This is a genomic window from Amycolatopsis sp. NPDC049253 (genome assembly GCF_040678995.1).
GTDB lineage: Bacteria > Actinomycetota > Actinomycetes > Mycobacteriales > Pseudonocardiaceae > Amycolatopsis.
Genome location: NZ_JBFAQX010000032.1, coordinates 1 through 17,349 on the forward strand (window position 1 = coordinate 1; position 17,349 = coordinate 17,349).

A 17,349-nucleotide genomic window follows, 5' to 3' on the forward strand; every position below is an offset into this window, starting at 1 on the left:
TTGCGGCCGATCCGGTCCGAGGCCCGGCCGGCCACCAGCAGCGCGGCCAGCAGGCCGGCGATGTAGGCGGCGAAGATCACCGTCAGCGTGCCGGCGGAGAAGCCCAATCGGTGCTGCCACAGCACGTACAGCGGCGTGGGGGCGTTGGACAGGACGAACACGGCGGTGACCGGCCACGCGGCCGGCCACGGACTGCTCGTCCGGGCTGGTGCGGTGTCGCGCACGACGACCATGGGAACTCCAGTACGAATGAAGTCGAACTATGCGGGTGTGACTCTGCAACCCGCGCCAGTTCGACTTTATTCGTACTGAGGTGTTGACTGTGTCCATGAGCACGCCGTCCATGAGCACGCCGTCCATGAGCACGCCGACCGTGACCGGCCCGGACACCCCTCCCGCAGACCTGCCACCCGCGCTGCCGGAGCCGGCTCGCGAGGACCTCCGGCTCGAAGTGGTGCTGGGCGCGCTGAGCGACCCCTTGCGGCTGACGATCGTGCGCAAGCTGCTGCGGGAACGCGAGGCCTACGACCACCCGTGCGGCTGGTTCGAGCTGGACCGGCCGAAGTCGTCCTTGACCCACCACTTCAAGGCGTTGCGGGAAGCCGGTGTCCTGCGGCAGCGGCAGTACGGGCTGGAACGCCGCAGCCGCGTGCGCGCCGAAGACCTCGACGCCCGGTTTCCCGGCCTGCTGGACCTGGTCGCGGCGTGGGAACCCGCGTCCGGTGCCGGGTGACGGTGTCGCGTCCTTGCCCTGTGACGCCTCGGGTCACCGGTGGCCGCCACGCGGGGCGGGGGTGGCGGAGAACTGGCCCTGCCAGCTGGCCTGAGCACCGGAGTCGCCGATGCGGTAGATGTCGTACGTCGCGCCGCCCGCGACCACGATCGCCGCGACCGCGAGGACGATGGTGACCGGCGTCGAGCGGGGCGCGAGGAGGGTGCGGCGAGGAGCCGGCAGCCGCAGTACGCGCCGGGGGCCGCCCTCGTCCGGGAAGGCGCTTTCGCGGTGGCGCCACCAGACCACGAGGGCGAGCGCGGCCACGGCGATGGCCGAGTAGACGGCGGTGTCGCCGAGTTCGGTGTGCGCGCGCACGAGAGGGGTGGCGGCCACGCGTCGCTCGAGCCATTCGCCGGCGTCGGTGGTGACCGGGACGAGGATCAGCACGAGGACGGCGAGCACGGCGTTGGGCCCTGCCAGCTTGCGTCGCGCGGCGGGCCACAGCGTGCACAGGACGAGGAGCAGCGCGGCGAGGGGGAGCAGCACGACGATGGCGTGCACGAGCAGGATGTGGGCGGGCAGGCCGTTGAGCGTGGTCATCGGTTCCTTCGAGCGGTGACGGGGGTTCAGGGACAGCGGACGACGGCGCAGGCTTCGTAGCCGGGAGCCCGGGCGCGCACCCAGCGTTCGACGTTGCCGCCGCGGGCGACCGCGGCGGTGGCGTAGACGTCGGCCCACAGAAGACTCGGGCCGGCGACCGTCGCGGACATCAGGGCCCGCGCGGGGGCGCCCGTGCGGGGATCGATGATGTGGTGCCCGCGGGCGGCCGTGCCGGACGTGGCCAGGCCTCCCGCGCGCACGGTTCGCACGGCCAGCAGGCGGCCGCGGTCACGGGGGTCTTCGACGCCGACTCGCCACGCCGCCGAGTCCGGGCCGCGCACGGCGACCACGACGTCGCCGCCCGCGTTGAGGCAGTAGTCGTGGTCCGGCAGCCGGTCGAGCAGCGCGGCGGCGGTCTGCGCGGCCCAGCCCTTGACCAGTCCGGACGGGTCGTACCCGCCGGGGAGGTCGGCGTCGAACCAGCCGTCGGTGCGCTCACGGGCTTCGACGCACAGCCCGGCGACTTCGCAGACCCACGGATGCCGGTCGCCGGGCCGGAGTTCGCCTCGGCGGAGACGGTTCACCTCGCTGTCCGGCCGGTGCAGGCTGAACAGCCGGTCGATCGTGCACAGATACGAGAACACTTCCGCGGCAACGGATTCCGCCGCCGGTTCGGTCCGGACACCCGGGCCTCGCAGGTGCAGGCTGATCGGCATCCCCATGATGAAGCGCGTCCACGCGCGCCGGTCCGGCTCGGTCACCGGTGGGCCGCGTCGATCGCGGACTGCAGGGACTGCAGGTAGCCCTGCGAGGTGTAGGTCGCGCCGCTGACGGTGTCGATCTGCGCGCTTTGCGCCTGCAGCACCTCCTGGTTCAGCACGGGCACCGCGGCGGAGTTGATGCGCACGTCGCGGCCGGACTCCTGGGGCACCTGCAGCACGCGCGCATCCGTGATCTTCCCGTCCGCCACGGTGATTGCGACCTGGACCGGGCCGTACGGCGTGTCGGCGGCTTGGCCGGTGTACGTGCCGCTGCCCGAGCCACTGCCCGAGCCGGTTCCGGGTGCGGCCGTCGGAGGCGGAGGCGCCGAGGACGTGGGCGACCGGACGACACCGGGTACCTGCGCGATGACCGAGGTCTGGTTCGTGCTCGTGTGGTAACTGAACAGCAGTACGACGATCGAGACGGTGGCCGCGATGGCGATGGCGATTCTTCGCAATGTCCGGAGCTCCTACCAAGCGAACTGTTCGAAGTGGATCCGCTGCCGCGGAACCCGGCACCGCGAGGCGCACTCGACGGCGGCGCGCGCCCACGCGGTGGGGCCGCAGACGTAAACGTCGTGCTCGGCGATGTCAGGGACGAAGCGGCGCAGCACGGAGTGGTCCGGCACGGGCGCGAAGCCGGCGGGCAGCCACGAGACGCGGTCGCGGGCGCGGGGGCCCGGCAGGTAATGGATCCGCACGCCGCGCGTCCTCGCGAGGTGCTCGAGCTCGTGGTGGAACAGCGGCTCCGTCGCGGCGGCGAACCGGTAGAACAGCACGGCGTCGCCGCGGGCATAGGGCAGTTCTTCCAGCAGCGCCCGCAATGGCGTGATCCCGATCCCGGACGCGAACAGGGTGATCTTGCGGCTGGTCCGTACCGCGCCGGTGAGGGTGCCGTAGGGGCCTTCGAACCACACCCGCGTCCCGACCGGCAGCTGCGCGAGCCGCGCGCTGCCGGGGCCCAGGTCGCGAGCGGTGATCCGAAGGCGGCGGCCGTCCGGGGCGGCGGACAGGGAGAACGGCTTGCCGCGCGTCCAGCCGGGGCCGTGCCGGAACCGCCACACGAAGAACTGCCCGGCCAGCACGGGCAACGTCTCGAGTCGGCGGCCGCGCAGGTGGACGGAGACGACTCCGTTCCCTTCCCGCACCACACGATCCACCACGAGCCGGTGCCGCAGGCTGAGCGTCAGCGGCAGCGCCACCCGGAACGCCAGCACCGCGGCGGCCGCGGTGGCGTAGGCGGTCCACCAGAACGCGGTCGCCACGGCCGAGGCGGTGAAGTCCGTGCCCGTCCACAGCTGGTGCGGCAGGGCGAGGCCGACACCGAGGTAGGCGTAGAGGTGCAGCAGATGCCACGACTCGTACCGCAACCGGCGCCGTGCGGCCCGCACCGAGGTGGCGACGACCAGAACGAGTGCGACAGTGCCCGCGGTCGCCAGCAGCATGCCCGGGTACGTCGTCACGAGGTCCCACACTTCGGCGGCCAGCCCGGTGCGGTCGGCCGCGGCGTAGCCGAGCGAGATCAGGACGATGTGCAGGCACAGCAGCACGAACGAGGTGAACCCGGCGAGGCGGTGCCGGCGTGCCAGCGCGTCCTGGCCGTAGCTGCGCTCGACCCACGGGATCCGCGCCATGAGCAGCACCTGCAGCAGCAGAAGCGCGGCGGACACCAGGCCGGTCAGCCGGCCCGCGGACGTGAGCCCGGACGCGGCCGAGCCCAGCTGCTGCACGCCCCCGTCGGAAACCCACAGCGCCGTGACGAACACGACCGTCGCCCACGCCACCAGCCCGGCGGCGTCCCGCCACCAGCGGTGTACCGGACGGGCGCGGCGCCGGGCGGGTGCCTCGCCGGGCCGGATCGAGAGGGGAACGGTGGACATCATGCTCCTGGTGGTGTTCGTGGTGCCACCACACTTCCGGAGCCCGGTTAGCCTCCGGCGTGATCCGGGTGAGAAGACGGTAAGAGTCGATCACCGCCGACGGTGAACCCCACGACGGCCCCGCCACCCGGGCGGGGGCGGGCGAGGACCTCACCCTGGTGGGCCAGTGCTGTTTCCCGCACGATCGCGAGGCCGAGCCCGGAGCCCGGCAGTGCCCGGGCCGCGTCCGCGCGGTGGAAACGGTCGAAAACGTGCGGCAGGTCCCACTCGGGAATCCCCGGGCCGCGGTCGAGGACCTCGATCCGTCCTCTTCGGATGGTCAGCTCGATCGGCTCGGTTCCGCCGGCGTCGAACTTGACCGCGTTCTCCAGCAGGTTCGTCACCGCGCGTTCCAGCCGCCTCGTCTGGCCCGACACGACGGTGTCGTCGGCGTCGACCACGATCGTCCGGCCGGACCGGCGCCGGACCCGTTCGGCGGCGCGTTCGGCGACCGCGGCCAGCTCGACCGGTCCGGCCTCTTCGCTGTCGTAGCGCCGGGTCGCGAGTCCGACGATCTCGGTGATGAGGTGCGCCAGTTCGCGCGTTTCGCCGTCGACGTCGTCGAGCAGCCGCGTCCGGGAGCCGGGGGACAGCTCGTCGAAGCGCCGCATCACCTGCGCATTGGTCCGCAGGCTTGTCAACGGTGTCCTGAGCTCGTGCGCGGCGTCCTGAACGAGCCGCTCTTGGTCGGCGCGGGCGTCGGCGAGGCGGCCGAGCATCCGGTCGAAGGACGTCGCCAGGCGGCCGACCTCGTCGCGCCCGCCGACCGGGACGCCGGCTTGCCCGAAGCCACCGTCGCTGACCTGCTCGGTGACGGCCGTGAGCCGCACGAGCCGGCGGGTGATCTGGCGGGCCAGCAGCCAGCCGACCAGCGCGGCGGCGGCGAGAACCACCGCGCTGACCAGCGTGATCCGCGTGGCGAGGGAAGCCAGCACGTGCCGGGACTCGTCGACGTCGATGCCGAGCTGGACCGCGCCGCGGTCGCGCCCGAGCGCCACGGTGATCACGCGGTAGTCGTCGGGGCCGACGGTCAGATCGCGGTAGGTGCTCTGGCCCGGCCTGCCGTTCGCCGCCAGCGCCCGGTCGGTGTCGTCGACCGTGAAGGAGACCCCCGGACGGCCGCCGATCCGCCGTGCTTGGCCGTCCGGAGAGATGGCCTGCGCGACCATGGGCTGCGCTTCGTCGTGGTCGTTGTCCTTCGGGCCGGAAGTGAACGGGCTGGGCGCGAGCACCTGCGTCGCGCCGGCCTGGATCTCGGCCGAGGTCGTGAGCAGCGAGCGGTCGAGCTCGGCACTGATCCGCTGCGACGCCGTCTGGTAGCTGAACACGCCGACGAGCACGCTCGCGGCCGCGCCGACCCCGGCGAACGCGACGGCCAGCTTGCCGCGCAGGTTCACGACGCGCGCACCGAGTAGCCGACCCCGCGCACGGTCCGGATGAGCTCGGTCGCGCCCGCCTTCTCGAGCTTCCGGCGCAGGTATCCGATGTAGACGGCCAGGTTCTTCGAGTCCGAGCCGAACTCGTAGCCCCAGATGCGCTGGTAGATCGTGGCGCGGTCCAGCACGATCCCGGCGTTGCGGACCAGCAGCTCCAGCAGGTCGAACTCGGTCTTCGACAGGTCGACCTCCACGTCCTGCCACCGCACCCGCCGTGCGGCCGGGTCCACGGTCAGCGCGCCGAGCCGCAGGACCCGCGGCGCGGCGGCGTCGGGCGAGGTCCGCCGCAGCAGCGCCCGCAGGCGGGCGAGCAGCTCGTCGAGATCGAACGGCTTGACCAGGTAGTCGTCCGCCCCCGCGTCGAGCCCGGCGACGCGGTCGGGCGGTTCGACGCGCGCGGTGAGCATCAGGATCGGTGTCGGGTCACCGTCGGCGCGCAGCACCCGGCACACGCCGAGCCCGTCGACGCCGGGCATCATCACGTCGAGGATCAGCACGTCGAAGCGATCCCGCCGCGCCACGGCCAGCGCGGCGACCCCGTCGGTCACCTCCGTGACCGCATAGCTCTCCAGCTCCAGTGCGCGCAGCAGCGACTCGCGGATGGCGCGGTCGTCGTCGGCGAGCAGGACGCGGGGCTGCATGCCGCCATCATGCCCCGGGGTTCCGCCGGATGCCGGACCCGACGGTCCGTGCGCGCCGGGAAAGGCAAGCGGACGGCAAATTCCAGTCCGCTGTGGACACCCGCGCACCGGAGTCCTCTTCGGTGACGTTGGTCCCTCGCCCCGATGCCTTGTGGCCGGCGCGCCGATCCCGCGGCCGGCGGTTGACTGAGGGAGTCCGGCCGGCCGACACCTCCAGGAGAAGCAGTGACCAGCGAAGCCGATTCGGCACCCGGTCCGCGGGGGAGCGGGTCGTGATCGATCACGTGGTCGTGGGGGTCGACGGCAGCGCACCGGCCGCGGCGGCCGCTCGCTGGGCGGCCCGGGAAGCCGCGTGGTGGCAGACGTCGCTGACGGTGCTCACGGTGAGCGCGGTCGACGCGCCGTCCGTCGGGGGCGCCGAGTGGCGCGCGGCGAAGGAGGCGCTCGCACTGGACGTGGCGCGGACGACGCGCGACGAGCTGGCGGCGGCCGAGCCGGGCGTGCCGGTCAGCACCGAGACTAGCGGCGCCGGCGTCGAGGCCGCCTTGCGGCAGGCGTCCCAGGACGCGCTGCTGCTGGTGCTGGGGCCGCCCACCGGAACACTGTCCGGTTTGCTGGCGGGTTCACCCGACGCCGACCTCATCGCCCGCGCCGGCTGTCCCGTGGCGATCGTCCGCGGCAGTGGCACCACGAGGGTGGACGGGCCGGTCGTCGTCGGCGTGGACGGCAGCCCGACGAGCGAGGCCGCGATCGGCTGGGCGTTCGAGGAGGCGTCGCGGCGCCACGTCCGGCTGGTGGCCCTGCACGCGTGGCAGGACAGCTACAGCGGCCCGCCCTCGACCCCGTTCGTCGACGTCGGCGAAGCCGAAGAGCGCGCACTCGCGCAGCGGCTGGCCGGTCGGCGCGAACGGTTTCCGGACGTCGACGTCGACCTGGTCGTCGAGCGGGACCGGCCGCGCGACCGGCTGATCGACCACGGCAAGGACGCGGCCGTCATCGTCGTCGGCAGCCGCGGGCGAGGCGGCTTCACGGGCATGGTGCTCGGTTCCACGACCCACGCGTTGCTGCACCACGCCGATTGCCCCGTGCTGGTGGTCAGCCGGGAGCGGAACGGACGGACCCGGACAGGGGAGGGACGATGAACACCAGCACGACACCCGTCGCCGCGGTGATGACGCCGAGCCCGGTGTGCGCGCGGCTGGACACGCCGGTCAAGGAGATCGCGGAAGCCTTGGTGCGCCGCGGGATCAGCGCGGTGGCCGTGGTCGATCGCTACGGTGCGATCGCCGGTGTGGTGTCCGAACGGGACTTGCTGCCGTTGCTGCGCTCGGATCGTCACCGCGGCTGGTTGCGCCGGAACGCGTCGCCGCCGCGGACGGCGCGGGACGTGATGACCAGCCCCGCGCTGACCGTGGCCGCCGGCATGCCGGTCGCCGACGTCGCCGCGCGGATGGCCGAATCGGGGTTGCGACGGCTCTTCGTCGTCGCCGCCGGGCGGCCGGTGGGTGTCGTCGCGCGGCGCGACCTCGTCGGGTTGATGTCGCGGCCGGACTCCGAGATCGAGCACGAGGTGACGGTCCTGCTGAGAAAAGGGCTGCGGATCGGGCCGGATCGCGCGCGGGTGATGGTGCACGCCGGGGTGGTGACGGTGGCGGGCCGGGTCGAGTGGCGCAGCGAGGTCGCGTCCGTGACCGGTCACATCGAAGCGGTGCCCGGGGTGGTCGAGGTGTGCAACGGCCTCGACTTCGTGTGGGACGACGTGGCCCGATGACCGGGAAGCACCCCGCGGCGCGGCTGTCGCGCGCGGTTTACGAGCAGGAGCTCGCCCGGCTGCAGATCGAGCTGGTGAAGATGCAGGAATGGGTGCGCGCGGAAGGCGCGCGAGTGGTCGTGGTGTTCGAGGGACGCGACGCGGCGGGCAAGGGCAGCACGATCAAGCGGGTGACCGAGCACCTCAACCCCCGGGTGGTGCGGGTCGAGGCGCTGCCGAAGCCGACCGAACGGGAGCGTACGCAGTGGTACTTCCAGCGGTACGTGGAACTGCTGCCCGCCGCCGGTGAGATCGTGCTGTTCGACCGCAGCTGGTACAACCGCGCCGGCGTGGAACGGGTGCTCGGGTTCTGCACACCCGACGAGTACCACCGGTTCCTGCAGCAGTGCCCGATTTTCGAGCGACTGCTCGTGGGCGACGGCATCCTGTTGTACAAGTACTGGTTCTCGGTGAGCCGCGACGAGCAGGAGCGCCGATTCCGGGCGCGGATCGACGACCCGCTCCGGCGCTGGAAGCTGTCGACGACGGACCTGGAATCGGTGTCGCGGTGGGAGGACTACTCCCGGGCGAAGGACGACATGTTCGTGCACACCGATATCCCCGAAGCACCGTGGAACGTGGTCGACAGCGACCAGAAGCGCCGCGGGCGGATCAACATGATCGCGCACCTGCTCGCCGCCGTCCCGTACCAGGAGATCCCGCGCGAAGCCGTGACCATTCCGCCGCGGCCCCGCGACGGCGGGTACGCCCGGACGGACCGGCGGTTGCAGCGCGAGGTCCCCGACCACGCGGCGACGCTGATGAAGCACTCCGCGCTTTCGTCCCACCCGGAAAGGACTTCCTCCCCTGACCGCGCTCATCGCGGCTGAGCGACGGTGGATCCGGTCACCGTGGAGAGGTGGCGGGAACGGAGGCACGTCGGGATGGGAACGACAGTCCGCGCCGCGGTGGTGGTCGGTGTCGACGAATCGGAGGCGGCCTTGGCGGCCGTCCGGTGGGCGGCGGAAGAAGCGGTGCGCCGGGAGTGCGTGCTCCGGCTCTTCCACGCCGGGCTGTTCGACACGGCCGACCTCAGGGGCGGCGAACCGTCGCGGGAGGAACCTCGGCTGCTGGAGCGCGCCCACCGCTGGCTCCGGCGAGCCGAGCAGGTCGCACAAGAGGCCGCGCCGGACGTGCGCATCGAGTACGCCGTCCGGCTCGGGCCCGCCGCCGACTTGCTCGTCGGGTTGTCGGACGACGCGGCGCTGATCGTGCTCGGTTCGCACGGAATCGGCGGGCTGCGGGGTGCCGCGATCGGGTCGGTGGCGTTGCGCGTCGCCGCGAGCGCGCGCTGCCCCGCGGTGATCGTGCGTGGCCGTGCGAAGGCGGGTGGGCCGGTGGTCGCGGGTGTCGTCGGAGACGGTGACGATCGCACGCTGCGGTTCGCGGTCGGGGCCGCCCGCGACCGCGACGTGCCGCTGATCTTGGTGCACGCGTGGCACGAGGGACTGCTCAACGATCCGGAGCTGGTCGAAGCGGCCGTGGAGGGCGAAGAGCGAGCACTCCGGCGCCGGGTCGACGACCTCGTCCGGGCCGAGCCCGGTGTGACGATCCTGCCCCGGGCGATCCGCGAACGCTCGGCCGCGCGCGCGTTGCTGCGTTTCGAGGACGCTCAGCTGCTCGTGATCGGCAGCCGCGGCCGGGGGGCGGTGGCGGGCGGTCTGTTCGGCTCGACCGGGAACCGGCTGCTCGCTCATGCGATGTGCCCGGTCGCGGTCGTTCATTGAGACATCAGGAGGAGAGCCGTGCGCGCACGGGACATCATGACCCGGCCGGTGGTCGGGGTCGGGCCGGCGACGCCGGTGCGGGAGGCGATCGTGCTGCTCATGGAGCACGGGATCGCCGCGTTGCCCGTGGTCGACGAAGACAATCGCGTCGTCGGCTCGTTCACCGAGGCCGACGCGCTGAGCGGGGTGCTGACCGGAGAGCCGGTCGCCCCAAGCCGGCTCGTGGGGTCCGTGATGACCGAGCCGGTCGACGTCGTCGAGCTGGACACCGAGGTCAGCGACATCGCCGCCCGCATGCTCGTCGACCGGTTGCGCAGCATCCCGGTCGTCGACGCGGGCGGCCTGGCGGGCATGGTCAGCCGGCGAGACCTCCTGCGCGTGCTCGTGCGGCACGACGACACCATCGCCGCGCGGGTCCGCGGCTTGTTCAAGGACTACACGGGGCACCGCGACCTGTGGTCGGTCTCCGTGACCGCAGGCCTGGTGACGGTCCGCGGCGCGTTCAGCGACGAGGCCGAACGACGGCTCGTCACCGCCCTCGTGAAAACGGTCGAGGGCGTCACCGCGGTGGAACTGGCCGGCCGGAACTGAGTCACCGGGCCACGATTCGGGCCGCCGACCCCGATCCCGAGGAGGAGTGATGCACGCACAACCCGGCGACTGGCTGGTGGTGAAGGGAGTTCGGGTCGACCTGCCCGAACAGCGAGGCCGGATCATCGCCGTCGGAGGGCCGGACGGCACGCCTCCGTTCACCGTCCGCTGGCTGGCCGACGACCACGTGTCGACGGTGTTTCCGGGCCCGGACGCCATCGTGCTGACCGAAGCGGAGATCACCGCGCTCGACGAAGCGGACCGTGCGCGGTTCGAGCGGTTGCGGGCGCTGCGGCAATCAGGCGGAGGAGCGCGCCGTGTCCCGGCGTGACGACCGGGTGGTGCTGGCCGGTGTGGACGGTTCGGCTTCGGCCCGGCACGCCGCGGTCTGGGCCGCCGAGGTGGCTGTGCGGCGCGATGCGGTGCTGAGACTCGTGCAGGCGTACGTGGTGCCTTCGCCGGGAGTCTCGGGCATGGCGGTGACCGCCGTCCGGGAAGGCTTCCGGTCCAGCGCCGAATCGGGGGTGGCCGAGGCCGAGGGCGCTGTGCTGGCGAAGTGGCCGTCGGTGCGGATCGAGCGGGCGGTCGTGGAAGGGGGCCGGGTGGGCGTCCTGCTGCGAGAGTGCGCGGACGCCGAAGTCGTGGTGCTCGGCTCACGGGGGCTGGGCGGGTTCACCGGGCTCCTGATCGGCTCGACCGCGGTCTCCCTCGCCGCTCACGCGCCGTGCCCGGTCGTCGTGGTGCGCGGACGCCGGCCGGACGACCCGCCGCCGGCGACGGGCCCGGTGCTGGTCGGGCTGGACGGGTCTCCCGACAGCAACGACGCTCTGGGTTACGCGTGCGAAGAAGCCGCGGCCCGCGGCGCCGGCCTCGTGGCGGTGCACACCTGGAACGAGATCACGCCGGAGGGAAAGCTGCGGGCAGCGGGCACACGCCCGGAGGACATCGCCGCAGCCGAACGACGGCGGGTCGCCGAGCAGCTCGTGCCCTGGCGCGAAAAGTTCCCCGGCCTGCCGATCGACGTCGTGGTGGTCCGAGGACGGCCGGTCCGGACTCTTCTGGAGCTCGGTGCGGACGCGCGACTCGTCGTGGTGGGCAGCCGCGGCCGCGGCGGGTTCACCGGGATGCTGCTGGGCTCCACCAGCCAAGCGCTGCTCGTGCACTCCGCGTGCCCGGTGGCCGTCGTCCGCCCGGGCGGGCAACGGCCATGAACCGTCCCAGCCCGACGGCGCCGAGGTCGCTCGCCAGGTCGGAGCCGGTGTTCGCGCCGTGTTCTCGGGCCGGCTCGCAGCCGGTGACGTTCGTCCTTCGTGCTGGTGACTCCGGACCGGCGTGGCCGGCCCTGCCCGGTGGCTACTTTCGGTGCACCGAAAGAAGGGCTGGACTCCATGCGTGCCCGAGACCTGATGTCCGCGCCGGTGGTGACGGTGTCGCCGTGGGCGCCGGCCAAGGAAGCGGCTGAACTGCTCTCCGGACATCGGTTCACCGCACTGCCGGTGGTCGACGACGACGAACGCCTCATCGGCATCGTCACCGAGGCCGACCTGATCCGCGGGCGCATCCCCGCCGACGCGCGGTCGGCCCCTGCGCAGACGGAAAGCCCGTCGGTGGCGGAGACGTCGGTCGAGCAGGTGATGACCACGCCGGTCACCGCGATGTCGTCGGGGACCGACGTCGCCGACCTCTGCCAGGCCCTCGTCGACGCCAAGATCCGCGCGATGCCGATCGTCGACGGCGGCCGCCTGGTCGGGATCGTCACCCGCGGGGACGTGGTCCGGATGCTCGCCCGGGAAGACAGTGCGATCTCCGCCGACGTGCGGCACCGGCTGGAGATCTACGGCGGCACCGGTCGCTGGGAGGTCGAAGTCCACGACGGCTTCGTGCGGATCGTCGACCGCTACGACGACCGGACCGACCGGCACGTCGCGACCCTGCTCGCCCTGGCCGTGCCGGGTGTCGTCGGTGCCGAGACGGTTTCGCCGAGAGAGGACCCATGGTCATGACAGCACACAACAGCACCACGGTGGTGGTCGGCGTCGACGGTTCGGCAGGGGCGGACGAGGCGGTCCGCTGGGCCGCGCGGCTCGCGTCCGGCCGGGGGCTCGAGCTCGAACTCGTGAACTGCTTGCAGAGCCCCGCGCTCTACTACGGTGGCGGCCTCGCGGGAAGTGACGAGCTGTTCGAGCAGTTCCGCCGGGAAGGTGAGCGCATCGTCAAGGTGGCTCGCGAGCTCGCTTTGTCGGTGGACGCGTCCCTCACCGTGCGAACCGGCGTGCTCTTCGACGCTTCGACCCCGGCCTTGCTCGACCGGTCGAAGCGGGTTCGGCTGATCGTGGTCGGCCGGAGCGGCACCGGTGGTTTCGCCGGGATGCTGGTCGGCTCCACGGCCGCCACCGTGGCCGCGCACGCCGAGTGCCCGGTCGCGGTGATCCGCGGCCGGCACGGCGACGGCCCGGTTCCCCGGGAGGGGCCGGTCGTGGTCGGCGTGGACTGCACCCCGAACAGCGAGGCCGCCATCGCGGCGGCCTTCGAAGAAGCGGGTTTCCGCGGTGTGCCGCTCGTGGCCGTGCACGCATGGAACGACGTCACGTACGACTCCGCGGACAGCACGGCCCGCCTGATGCCCCAGCCGGAATCGCTCGAGCCGACGGAGGATCGGCTGCTGGCCCAGCGGCTGGCCGGCTGGCCGGAGAAGTTCCCCGAGGTTCAGGTCCGCCGGGCTCTGGTCCAGGACCGGCCGCGGCACGCGCTGCTCACCGAGTCCGACCGGGCGCAGCTGGTGGTGGTCGGCAGCCGCGGCCGCGGCGGCTTCACGGGCATGCTTCTCGGTTCGACCGCCCAGGCGTTGATCCATCACTCGTCCTGCCCCGTGCTCGTGGTGCGGCCGGAGCCGAAGCGGTGACGGCTCTCGAGGCCACCGCCTCGGCGCTGTCCCCGGTCGAGCTGGCCCAGGTCGACGCGCAGTGGCGAGCGGCGAACTACCTGGCCGTGGGCCAGATCTACCTCATGAGCAACCGCTGCTGCGTGAGCCGCTCGTGCCCGGGCAGGTCAAGCCGCGCCTGCTCGGGCACTGGGGGACCTCGCCGGGGCTGAGCTTCGTCTACGCCCATCTCAACCGCGCGATCCTCGCCCACGACTGGACGCGATGTTCGTGACCGGTCCTGGGCACGGCGGTCCGGCGCTGCTCGCGAACACGTGGCTCGAGGGCACCTGCTCCGAGCTGTGGCCCGAGGTTTCGCAGGACGAGGAAGGGCTGCACCGGCTCTTTCGGCAGTTCTCGTTCCCCGGCGGCGTGCCGAGCCACGTCTCCCCGCACGTCCCCGGGTCGATCCACGAGGGCGGTGAGCTCGGCTACTCGCTCGCGCATGCCTTCGGCGCCGCGTTCGACAATCCCGGTCTGCTCGTGGCCTGCGTCGTCGGCGACGGTGAAGCGGAGACCGGTCCGCTCGCCGCGAGCTGGCAGGCGAGCCGGTTTCTCGATCCGCGTCGCGACGGCGCGGTGCTGCCGATCCTGCACCTCAACGGCTACAAGATCGCCAATCCGACCGTGCTGTCACGGATCTCGCCATCCGAACTGGATTCGCTCCTGCGTGGCGCGGGCTGGGCCCCGGTGTACGTGGAGGGCGACGAGCCCGCGGTGATGCACCAGGCGATGGCGGCCGCCCTCGACGCGATCGTGGCGGACCTGGCGGTGCTGCGGCGAACTCGCGACCGGCGGCCCTGGCCGATGATCGTGCTGCGCACACCCAAAGGCTGGACCGGACCGGCCACTGTGGACGGATAGCAGGTCGAAGGCACCTGGCGCGCCCACCAGGTGCCGCTCGCCCGTGTGCGCGAGGATTCTCAGCACCTCAGTGCGCTGGAGATCTGGTTGCGGTCGTACCGGCCCGAAGAGCTGTTCGACGGACGAGGCCGCCCCACGAGTGCGGTGACCGCGCTGATCCCGCGCGGGGAGCGGCGCATGGGCGCCAACCCGCACGCCAACGGCGGCGTCCTGCTGCGGCCACTCGCGCTGCCCGAACCGACGGAGCACGCGGTGCCGGTGTCCGAACCCGGTGCGACATGCGCCGAGCCGACCCGCGTGCTGGGCCGTTTTCTGCGCGACCTCTTCCGCCGCAACACCGAAGGTGCCAACTTCCGGTTGTTCGGTCCGGATGAAACCGCGTCCAACCGGCTCGACGCCGTGTACGACGTGACCGCCAAGAACTGGCAGCTGCCCATCGGTGCGCTCGACGAACACCTCGCGGCCGGCGGCCGCGTGCTGGAGGTGCTGTCGGAACACCTGTGCCAGGGCTGGCTCGAGGGCTACCTGCTCAGCGGCCGCCACGGGCTGTTCTCGTGCTACGAGGCGTTCGCGCACATCGTCGACTCGATGGTGAACCAGCACGTCAAATGGCTGCGGACGCACCGGGAGATTCCCTGGCGGCGGCCGGTGGCTTCGCTGAACTACCTGCTCACCTCACACGTGTGGCGGCAGGACCACAACGGGTTCTCCCACCAAGACCCGGGATTCGTCGACCACGTGGCGAACAAGAGCCCGGAAGTCGTGCGCGTCTACCTGCCGCCCGACACCAACACGCTGCTGGAGGTGACCGCCCACTGCCTGCGCAGCCGCGACTACGTCAACGTGGTGGTGGCGGGCAAGAACGAGACTCCCGACTGGCTCGATGCCCGGGAAGCCGCCCTGCACTGCGCACGCGGTGTCGGCATCTGGGAATGGGCGGGCACCCACGCCGACCGCGAGCCCGACGTCGTCCTCGCCTGCGCCGGCGACGCGCCGACCCTCGAGGTGCTGGCAGCCGCGTCGATCCTGCGGAGCGAGCTGCCCGAGCTCGCGGTGCGCGTCGTGAACGTCGTGGACCTCATGCGCCTGCAACCGGCGGAGGACCACCCGCACGGCTTGGACGATCGGGAGTTCGACGCCTTGTTCACACCGGACCGCCCGGTGATCTTCGCCTACCACGGGTATCCGTGGCTCATCCACCGCTTGGCCTACCGCCGCACGAACCACGCCGGGCTGCACGTGCGCGGCTACACCGAGCACGGCACCACGACGACGCCGTTCGACATGCTCGTGCTCAACCGGATGGACCGCTTCCAGCTCGTGGTGGACGTGATCGACCGCGTTCCGGGCCTGGTCGCGACGGCCGGGGTGCTGCGGCAGCGGATGACCCGGACGCAGGAGCGGCATCGCCGCTGGATCGTCGAGCACGGGGAAGACCTGCCGGAGGTCCGGGAGTGGAGGTGGCAAGGCTGAGATCACCCGCGGTCGCCTGATCGAACCGCTGGGAAGCGCGCCAAGTGCCGGCCACCTTTTCCGCCGGTGGCCCGACGGGTTCGCGCGGCTGCGGCGAAACCGGGCGCCGCGGTGCTCGCGACGGACTTGCGTGGCCGGCGGGACCGAGCGCTCAGGCAGTGAGCGACGGACGTTCCAGGAGCACGTCGGCGAGCGCCCGCCGCGGCGTCCACGCGACCGGGGAGCCGTAGCCGATGCGCAGCACGATCTGCGGCCACAGCCCGTCGCCCAGCAGCTTCCGCAACCGGATGCGGGTCGCGCGGACCTCGACCGGCCGGGAGATGAACGAGGCGTCGAGGCCGTGCGCGGTCGCGGTCAGCAACACCCGCTGCATCGCCTGACCGGCCCTCAGCCGGTCGGCCGGCGAGTCGCCGAAGCTCCCGATCACCACGACGAGCGGCGGCGCCGGAGCGGGAGCCCGTTCGGCCGGGTCGTCGAAATCGCGCAGCACCCAGCTGTCGTCGGGCGCCGCGGTTCCGCCGGCGGAGTACGGCACGCCGTCCCGGGCCGCCCGGGCGCGCCGGGTCCACCGCCGCCACTCGGCGCGGAAGGCGGGGTCACGCGCCTGGACCAGGTGACTTTCGCTGACGAGTTCGCGCAGGCCGGTGAGCTGGTCGTCGTCGAGCCGGGGCAGCCACGCCTGCTCGGCCTCGGCGGCTCGGCGGAGCAGGCCGACGACCTCTGGCGGGACGGCGCCGCCGCCGAACGGTGTGCGGTTCGTGGACCGCCGCGGGATGGCCTTGGCCAGCCTGACGAGCCGGTGGTCGAGCGCGACCGCGTTGCGCGGCCGCACGACCGCGAGCAGATCGGAGTCCTCGCGGCGGGGGAAGATGGTGGTGTCGGGGCGCACCCCGAGCGCGTGGATCGCGGTCCGGAGGTTGAACAGTGCCGCGCCGCAGGACAGCAGGAGCTCACGCCGGTCGGCGTCGGCCACCGGCAGTACCCGGTCAGCGTCCGCGTAGAGCTCGATTCCGCCGGCGCCGCTCGTGAAGAGCCATGGCTGGGTGTTGTGGGTGGAAGGAGCCAGCGTCGCGGCACGTAGCACCGAGATCACTTCATCGGCGCCGAGCCGTCCTGCCGGAGCCACTCGGAGGGACATCGGTCTCCCTTGGCCGCACGAAGCGGCTGACTGTCGGCGGTGCGGAGTCGTCATGGCCAGCGTGGGCGCCTCGGCCTTCCGGACACAGGGGACAAAGTCATCAATTGCCCCGGGATGCCGAGCCGGCGTGGCGGACGGTGACGGGCACGGAGGGAGGAAGCGGCGGCCGCCGGCTGTCGCGCACCCGGTTCCCCCCGGCCTGCACCCTGGCCGCGGTGTGCCGCTTCGGTGGACCGCGCCGTCGCCGTGAGTCCGGAGCTTCTCGGCGGTCAGCCGGAGGCGGCCGGGACCAGGCGGCGCGCGGCCCCGGGTGTGACGACCACGACCGGGCAGCGTGAATAGCGCACGCAGTCGCGCGAAACGCTGCCGAGCAGCAGTTCCCGCGTGCGGCCGGCGCCGTGTGCGCCGACGACGAGGAGATCGGCGTCGGTGGACGCGGTGATCAGTTCCGTGGCCGGATCGCCCCGCGGTGTCGCGATCGTGACGTCCGCGGCGGCCGGGAACTCCGCGCGGATGCGCGCGATGTCGTCGTGCGGGGAGTACAGACCGGCGGGATGTCGGCCGTGTGGCTGCAGCGCGAAAGACGACCCCGGCACCAGGAATTCCGTCGGCCGCACCAGCACGGCCTGCACGGAGTCACCGGGCTGGGCGCCGACGCCGAGCACCCAGCGCAGAGCCGCGTCGCTCTGAGGGGAGCCGTCGAAGCCGACGACGAGGAAGCGGCCGGAGGCCGGGTTCGCGGAATTCATCGCAC

18 protein-coding genes and 2 pseudogenes are annotated in these 17,349 nt (G+C 72.4%); 11 read left to right on the plus strand and 9 right to left on the minus strand.

Translation table 11 applies throughout. The features are described 5' to 3' along the window. Positions 1–233 (minus strand): annotated as a pseudogene (locus AB0K15_RS40245) (MFS transporter); the annotation flags it as partial. Between the two features lie 125 nt (positions 234–358). Between AB0K15_RS40245 and AB0K15_RS40250 the strand changes: the two are divergent. Continuing rightward, positions 359–733, plus strand: a complete 375-nt coding sequence (locus tag AB0K15_RS40250; protein WP_364063695.1) for an ArsR family transcriptional regulator — start codon at positions 359–361, stop codon at positions 731–733. Positions 734–766: 33 nt separating this feature from the next. On the opposite strand, the gene AB0K15_RS40255 is transcribed toward AB0K15_RS40250, so the two are convergent. Genes AB0K15_RS40255 through AB0K15_RS40280 form a run of 6 tightly spaced genes read right to left on the minus strand, consistent with a single transcriptional unit; the run spans position 767 to position 6,072 of the window. After that, positions 767–1,315, minus strand: coding sequence for a hypothetical protein (locus AB0K15_RS40255; protein ID WP_364063387.1), 549 nt, complete (start codon positions 1,313–1,315; stop codon positions 767–769). Between the two features lie 26 nt (positions 1,316–1,341). After that, positions 1,342–2,076 carry an FAD:protein FMN transferase gene (locus tag AB0K15_RS40260; protein WP_364063390.1) on the minus strand — a complete coding sequence of 245 codons (735 nt, stop codon included), beginning with the start codon at positions 2,074–2,076 and terminating at the stop codon, positions 1,342–1,344. Continuing rightward, positions 2,073–2,534 (minus strand): FMN-binding protein, encoded by a 462-nt coding sequence (locus AB0K15_RS40265; protein ID WP_364063395.1) that lies wholly within the window; start codon positions 2,532–2,534, stop codon positions 2,073–2,075. Before AB0K15_RS40265 ends, AB0K15_RS40260 begins: the two co-directional genes overlap by 4 nt. A 12-nt stretch (positions 2,535–2,546) precedes the next feature. Then, entirely contained in the window at positions 2,547–3,956 is a 1,410-nt protein-coding gene (locus tag AB0K15_RS40270; RefSeq protein WP_364063400.1) for a ferredoxin reductase family protein, read from the minus strand. A 47-nt stretch (positions 3,957–4,003) separates the two neighbouring features. Beyond that, positions 4,004–5,392 (minus strand): HAMP domain-containing sensor histidine kinase, encoded by a 1,389-nt coding sequence (locus tag AB0K15_RS40275; RefSeq protein ID WP_364063405.1) that lies wholly within the window; start codon positions 5,390–5,392, stop codon positions 4,004–4,006. Beyond that, positions 5,389–6,072, minus strand: a complete 684-nt coding sequence (locus AB0K15_RS40280) for a response regulator transcription factor (protein ID WP_364063408.1) — start codon at positions 6,070–6,072, stop codon at positions 5,389–5,391. Before AB0K15_RS40280 ends, AB0K15_RS40275 begins: the two co-directional genes overlap by 4 nt. A gap of 272 nt (positions 6,073–6,344) precedes the next feature. On the opposite strand from AB0K15_RS40280, the gene AB0K15_RS40285 reads away from it, so the two are divergent. The 10 genes and pseudogenes from AB0K15_RS40285 to AB0K15_RS40330 all read left to right on the plus strand — a co-directional run bounded on the left by AB0K15_RS40285 (position 6,345) and on the right by AB0K15_RS40330 (position 15,457). Then, positions 6,345–7,214, plus strand: a complete 870-nt coding sequence (locus AB0K15_RS40285; RefSeq protein ID WP_364063411.1) for a universal stress protein — start codon at positions 6,345–6,347, stop codon at positions 7,212–7,214. Further along, the gene (locus tag AB0K15_RS40290; RefSeq protein WP_364063414.1) at positions 7,211–7,843 is read left to right on the plus strand and encodes a CBS domain-containing protein; all 633 of its coding nucleotides are present in this window, start codon (positions 7,211–7,213) and stop codon (positions 7,841–7,843) included. Before AB0K15_RS40285 ends, AB0K15_RS40290 begins: the two co-directional genes overlap by 4 nt. After that, positions 7,840–8,712: a polyphosphate kinase 2 gene (ppk2, locus tag AB0K15_RS40295; protein WP_364063417.1), complete on the plus strand. Its 873-nt coding sequence runs from the start codon at positions 7,840–7,842 to the stop codon at positions 8,710–8,712. The genes AB0K15_RS40290 and ppk2 overlap by 4 nt, the downstream gene beginning before the upstream one ends. Positions 8,713–8,766: 54 nt before the next feature. Next, positions 8,767–9,609 (plus strand): universal stress protein, encoded by an 843-nt coding sequence (locus AB0K15_RS40300; RefSeq protein ID WP_364063421.1) that lies wholly within the window; start codon positions 8,767–8,769, stop codon positions 9,607–9,609. An 18-nt stretch (positions 9,610–9,627) separates the two neighbouring features. Beyond that, positions 9,628–10,200 (plus strand): CBS domain-containing protein, encoded by a 573-nt coding sequence (locus tag AB0K15_RS40305; RefSeq protein ID WP_364063426.1) that lies wholly within the window; start codon positions 9,628–9,630, stop codon positions 10,198–10,200. Positions 10,201–10,249: 49 nt separating this feature from the next. Then, positions 10,250–10,531, plus strand: a complete 282-nt coding sequence (locus AB0K15_RS40310) for a DUF1918 domain-containing protein (protein WP_364063429.1) — start codon at positions 10,250–10,252, stop codon at positions 10,529–10,531. Beyond that, on the plus strand, positions 10,518–11,411 hold the full coding sequence (locus tag AB0K15_RS40315; RefSeq protein ID WP_364063432.1) for a universal stress protein: 894 nt from the start codon (positions 10,518–10,520) through the stop codon (positions 11,409–11,411). The genes AB0K15_RS40310 and AB0K15_RS40315 overlap by 14 nt, the downstream gene beginning before the upstream one ends. A gap of 177 nt (positions 11,412–11,588) precedes the next feature. Continuing rightward, positions 11,589–12,203 carry a CBS domain-containing protein gene (locus tag AB0K15_RS40320; RefSeq protein ID WP_364063435.1) on the plus strand — a complete coding sequence of 205 codons (615 nt, stop codon included), beginning with the start codon at positions 11,589–11,591 and terminating at the stop codon, positions 12,201–12,203. Further along, positions 12,200–13,102 (plus strand): universal stress protein, encoded by a 903-nt coding sequence (locus tag AB0K15_RS40325; protein ID WP_364063438.1) that lies wholly within the window; start codon positions 12,200–12,202, stop codon positions 13,100–13,102. Before AB0K15_RS40320 ends, AB0K15_RS40325 begins: the two co-directional genes overlap by 4 nt. Next, positions 13,099–15,457 (plus strand): annotated as a pseudogene (locus AB0K15_RS40330) (phosphoketolase family protein). Before AB0K15_RS40325 ends, AB0K15_RS40330 begins: the two are co-directional and overlap by 4 nt. 151 nt (positions 15,458–15,608) lie before the next feature. Here AB0K15_RS40330 and AB0K15_RS40335 read toward each other — a convergent pair. Both AB0K15_RS40335 and AB0K15_RS40340 read right to left on the minus strand, forming a co-directional pair. Continuing rightward, entirely contained in the window at positions 15,609–16,595 is a 987-nt protein-coding gene (locus tag AB0K15_RS40335) for a hypothetical protein (RefSeq protein ID WP_364063441.1), read from the minus strand. Between the two features lie 269 nt (positions 16,596–16,864). Then, a complete protein-coding gene (locus tag AB0K15_RS40340; protein WP_364063444.1) occupies positions 16,865–17,344 on the minus strand; it encodes a universal stress protein in 480 nt (159 codons plus the stop codon). Between the last annotated feature and the right edge of the window lie 5 nt (positions 17,345–17,349).

Bases quoted from the DNA above. Each gene is read 5' to 3' on its own strand.
- AB0K15_RS40335 (WP_364063441.1), bottom strand. From the start codon at position 16,595: ATGTCCCTCCGAGTGGCTCCGGCAGGACGGCTCGGCGCCGATGAAGTG.
- AB0K15_RS40270 (WP_364063400.1), bottom strand. From the start codon at position 3,956: ATGTCCACCGTTCCCCTCTCGATCCGGCCCGGCGAGGCACCCGCCCGG.
- AB0K15_RS40320 (WP_364063435.1), top strand. From the start codon at position 11,589: ATGCGTGCCCGAGACCTGATGTCCGCGCCGGTGGTGACGGTGTCGCCG.
- AB0K15_RS40280 (WP_364063408.1), bottom strand. From the start codon at position 6,072: ATGCAGCCCCGCGTCCTGCTCGCCGACGACGACCGCGCCATCCGCGAG.
- AB0K15_RS40325 (WP_364063438.1), top strand. From the start codon at position 12,200: ATGACAGCACACAACAGCACCACGGTGGTGGTCGGCGTCGACGGTTCG.
- AB0K15_RS40250 (WP_364063695.1), top strand. From the start codon at position 359: ATGAGCACGCCGACCGTGACCGGCCCGGACACCCCTCCCGCAGACCTG.
- AB0K15_RS40340 (WP_364063444.1), bottom strand. From the start codon at position 17,344: ATGAATTCCGCGAACCCGGCCTCCGGCCGCTTCCTCGTCGTCGGCTTC.
- ppk2 (WP_364063417.1), top strand. From the start codon at position 7,840: ATGACCGGGAAGCACCCCGCGGCGCGGCTGTCGCGCGCGGTTTACGAG.
- AB0K15_RS40290 (WP_364063414.1), top strand. From the start codon at position 7,211: ATGAACACCAGCACGACACCCGTCGCCGCGGTGATGACGCCGAGCCCG.
- AB0K15_RS40255 (WP_364063387.1), bottom strand. From the start codon at position 1,315: ATGACCACGCTCAACGGCCTGCCCGCCCACATCCTGCTCGTGCACGCC.
- AB0K15_RS40300 (WP_364063421.1), top strand. From the start codon at position 8,767: ATGGGAACGACAGTCCGCGCCGCGGTGGTGGTCGGTGTCGACGAATCG.
- AB0K15_RS40310 (WP_364063429.1), top strand. From the start codon at position 10,250: ATGCACGCACAACCCGGCGACTGGCTGGTGGTGAAGGGAGTTCGGGTC.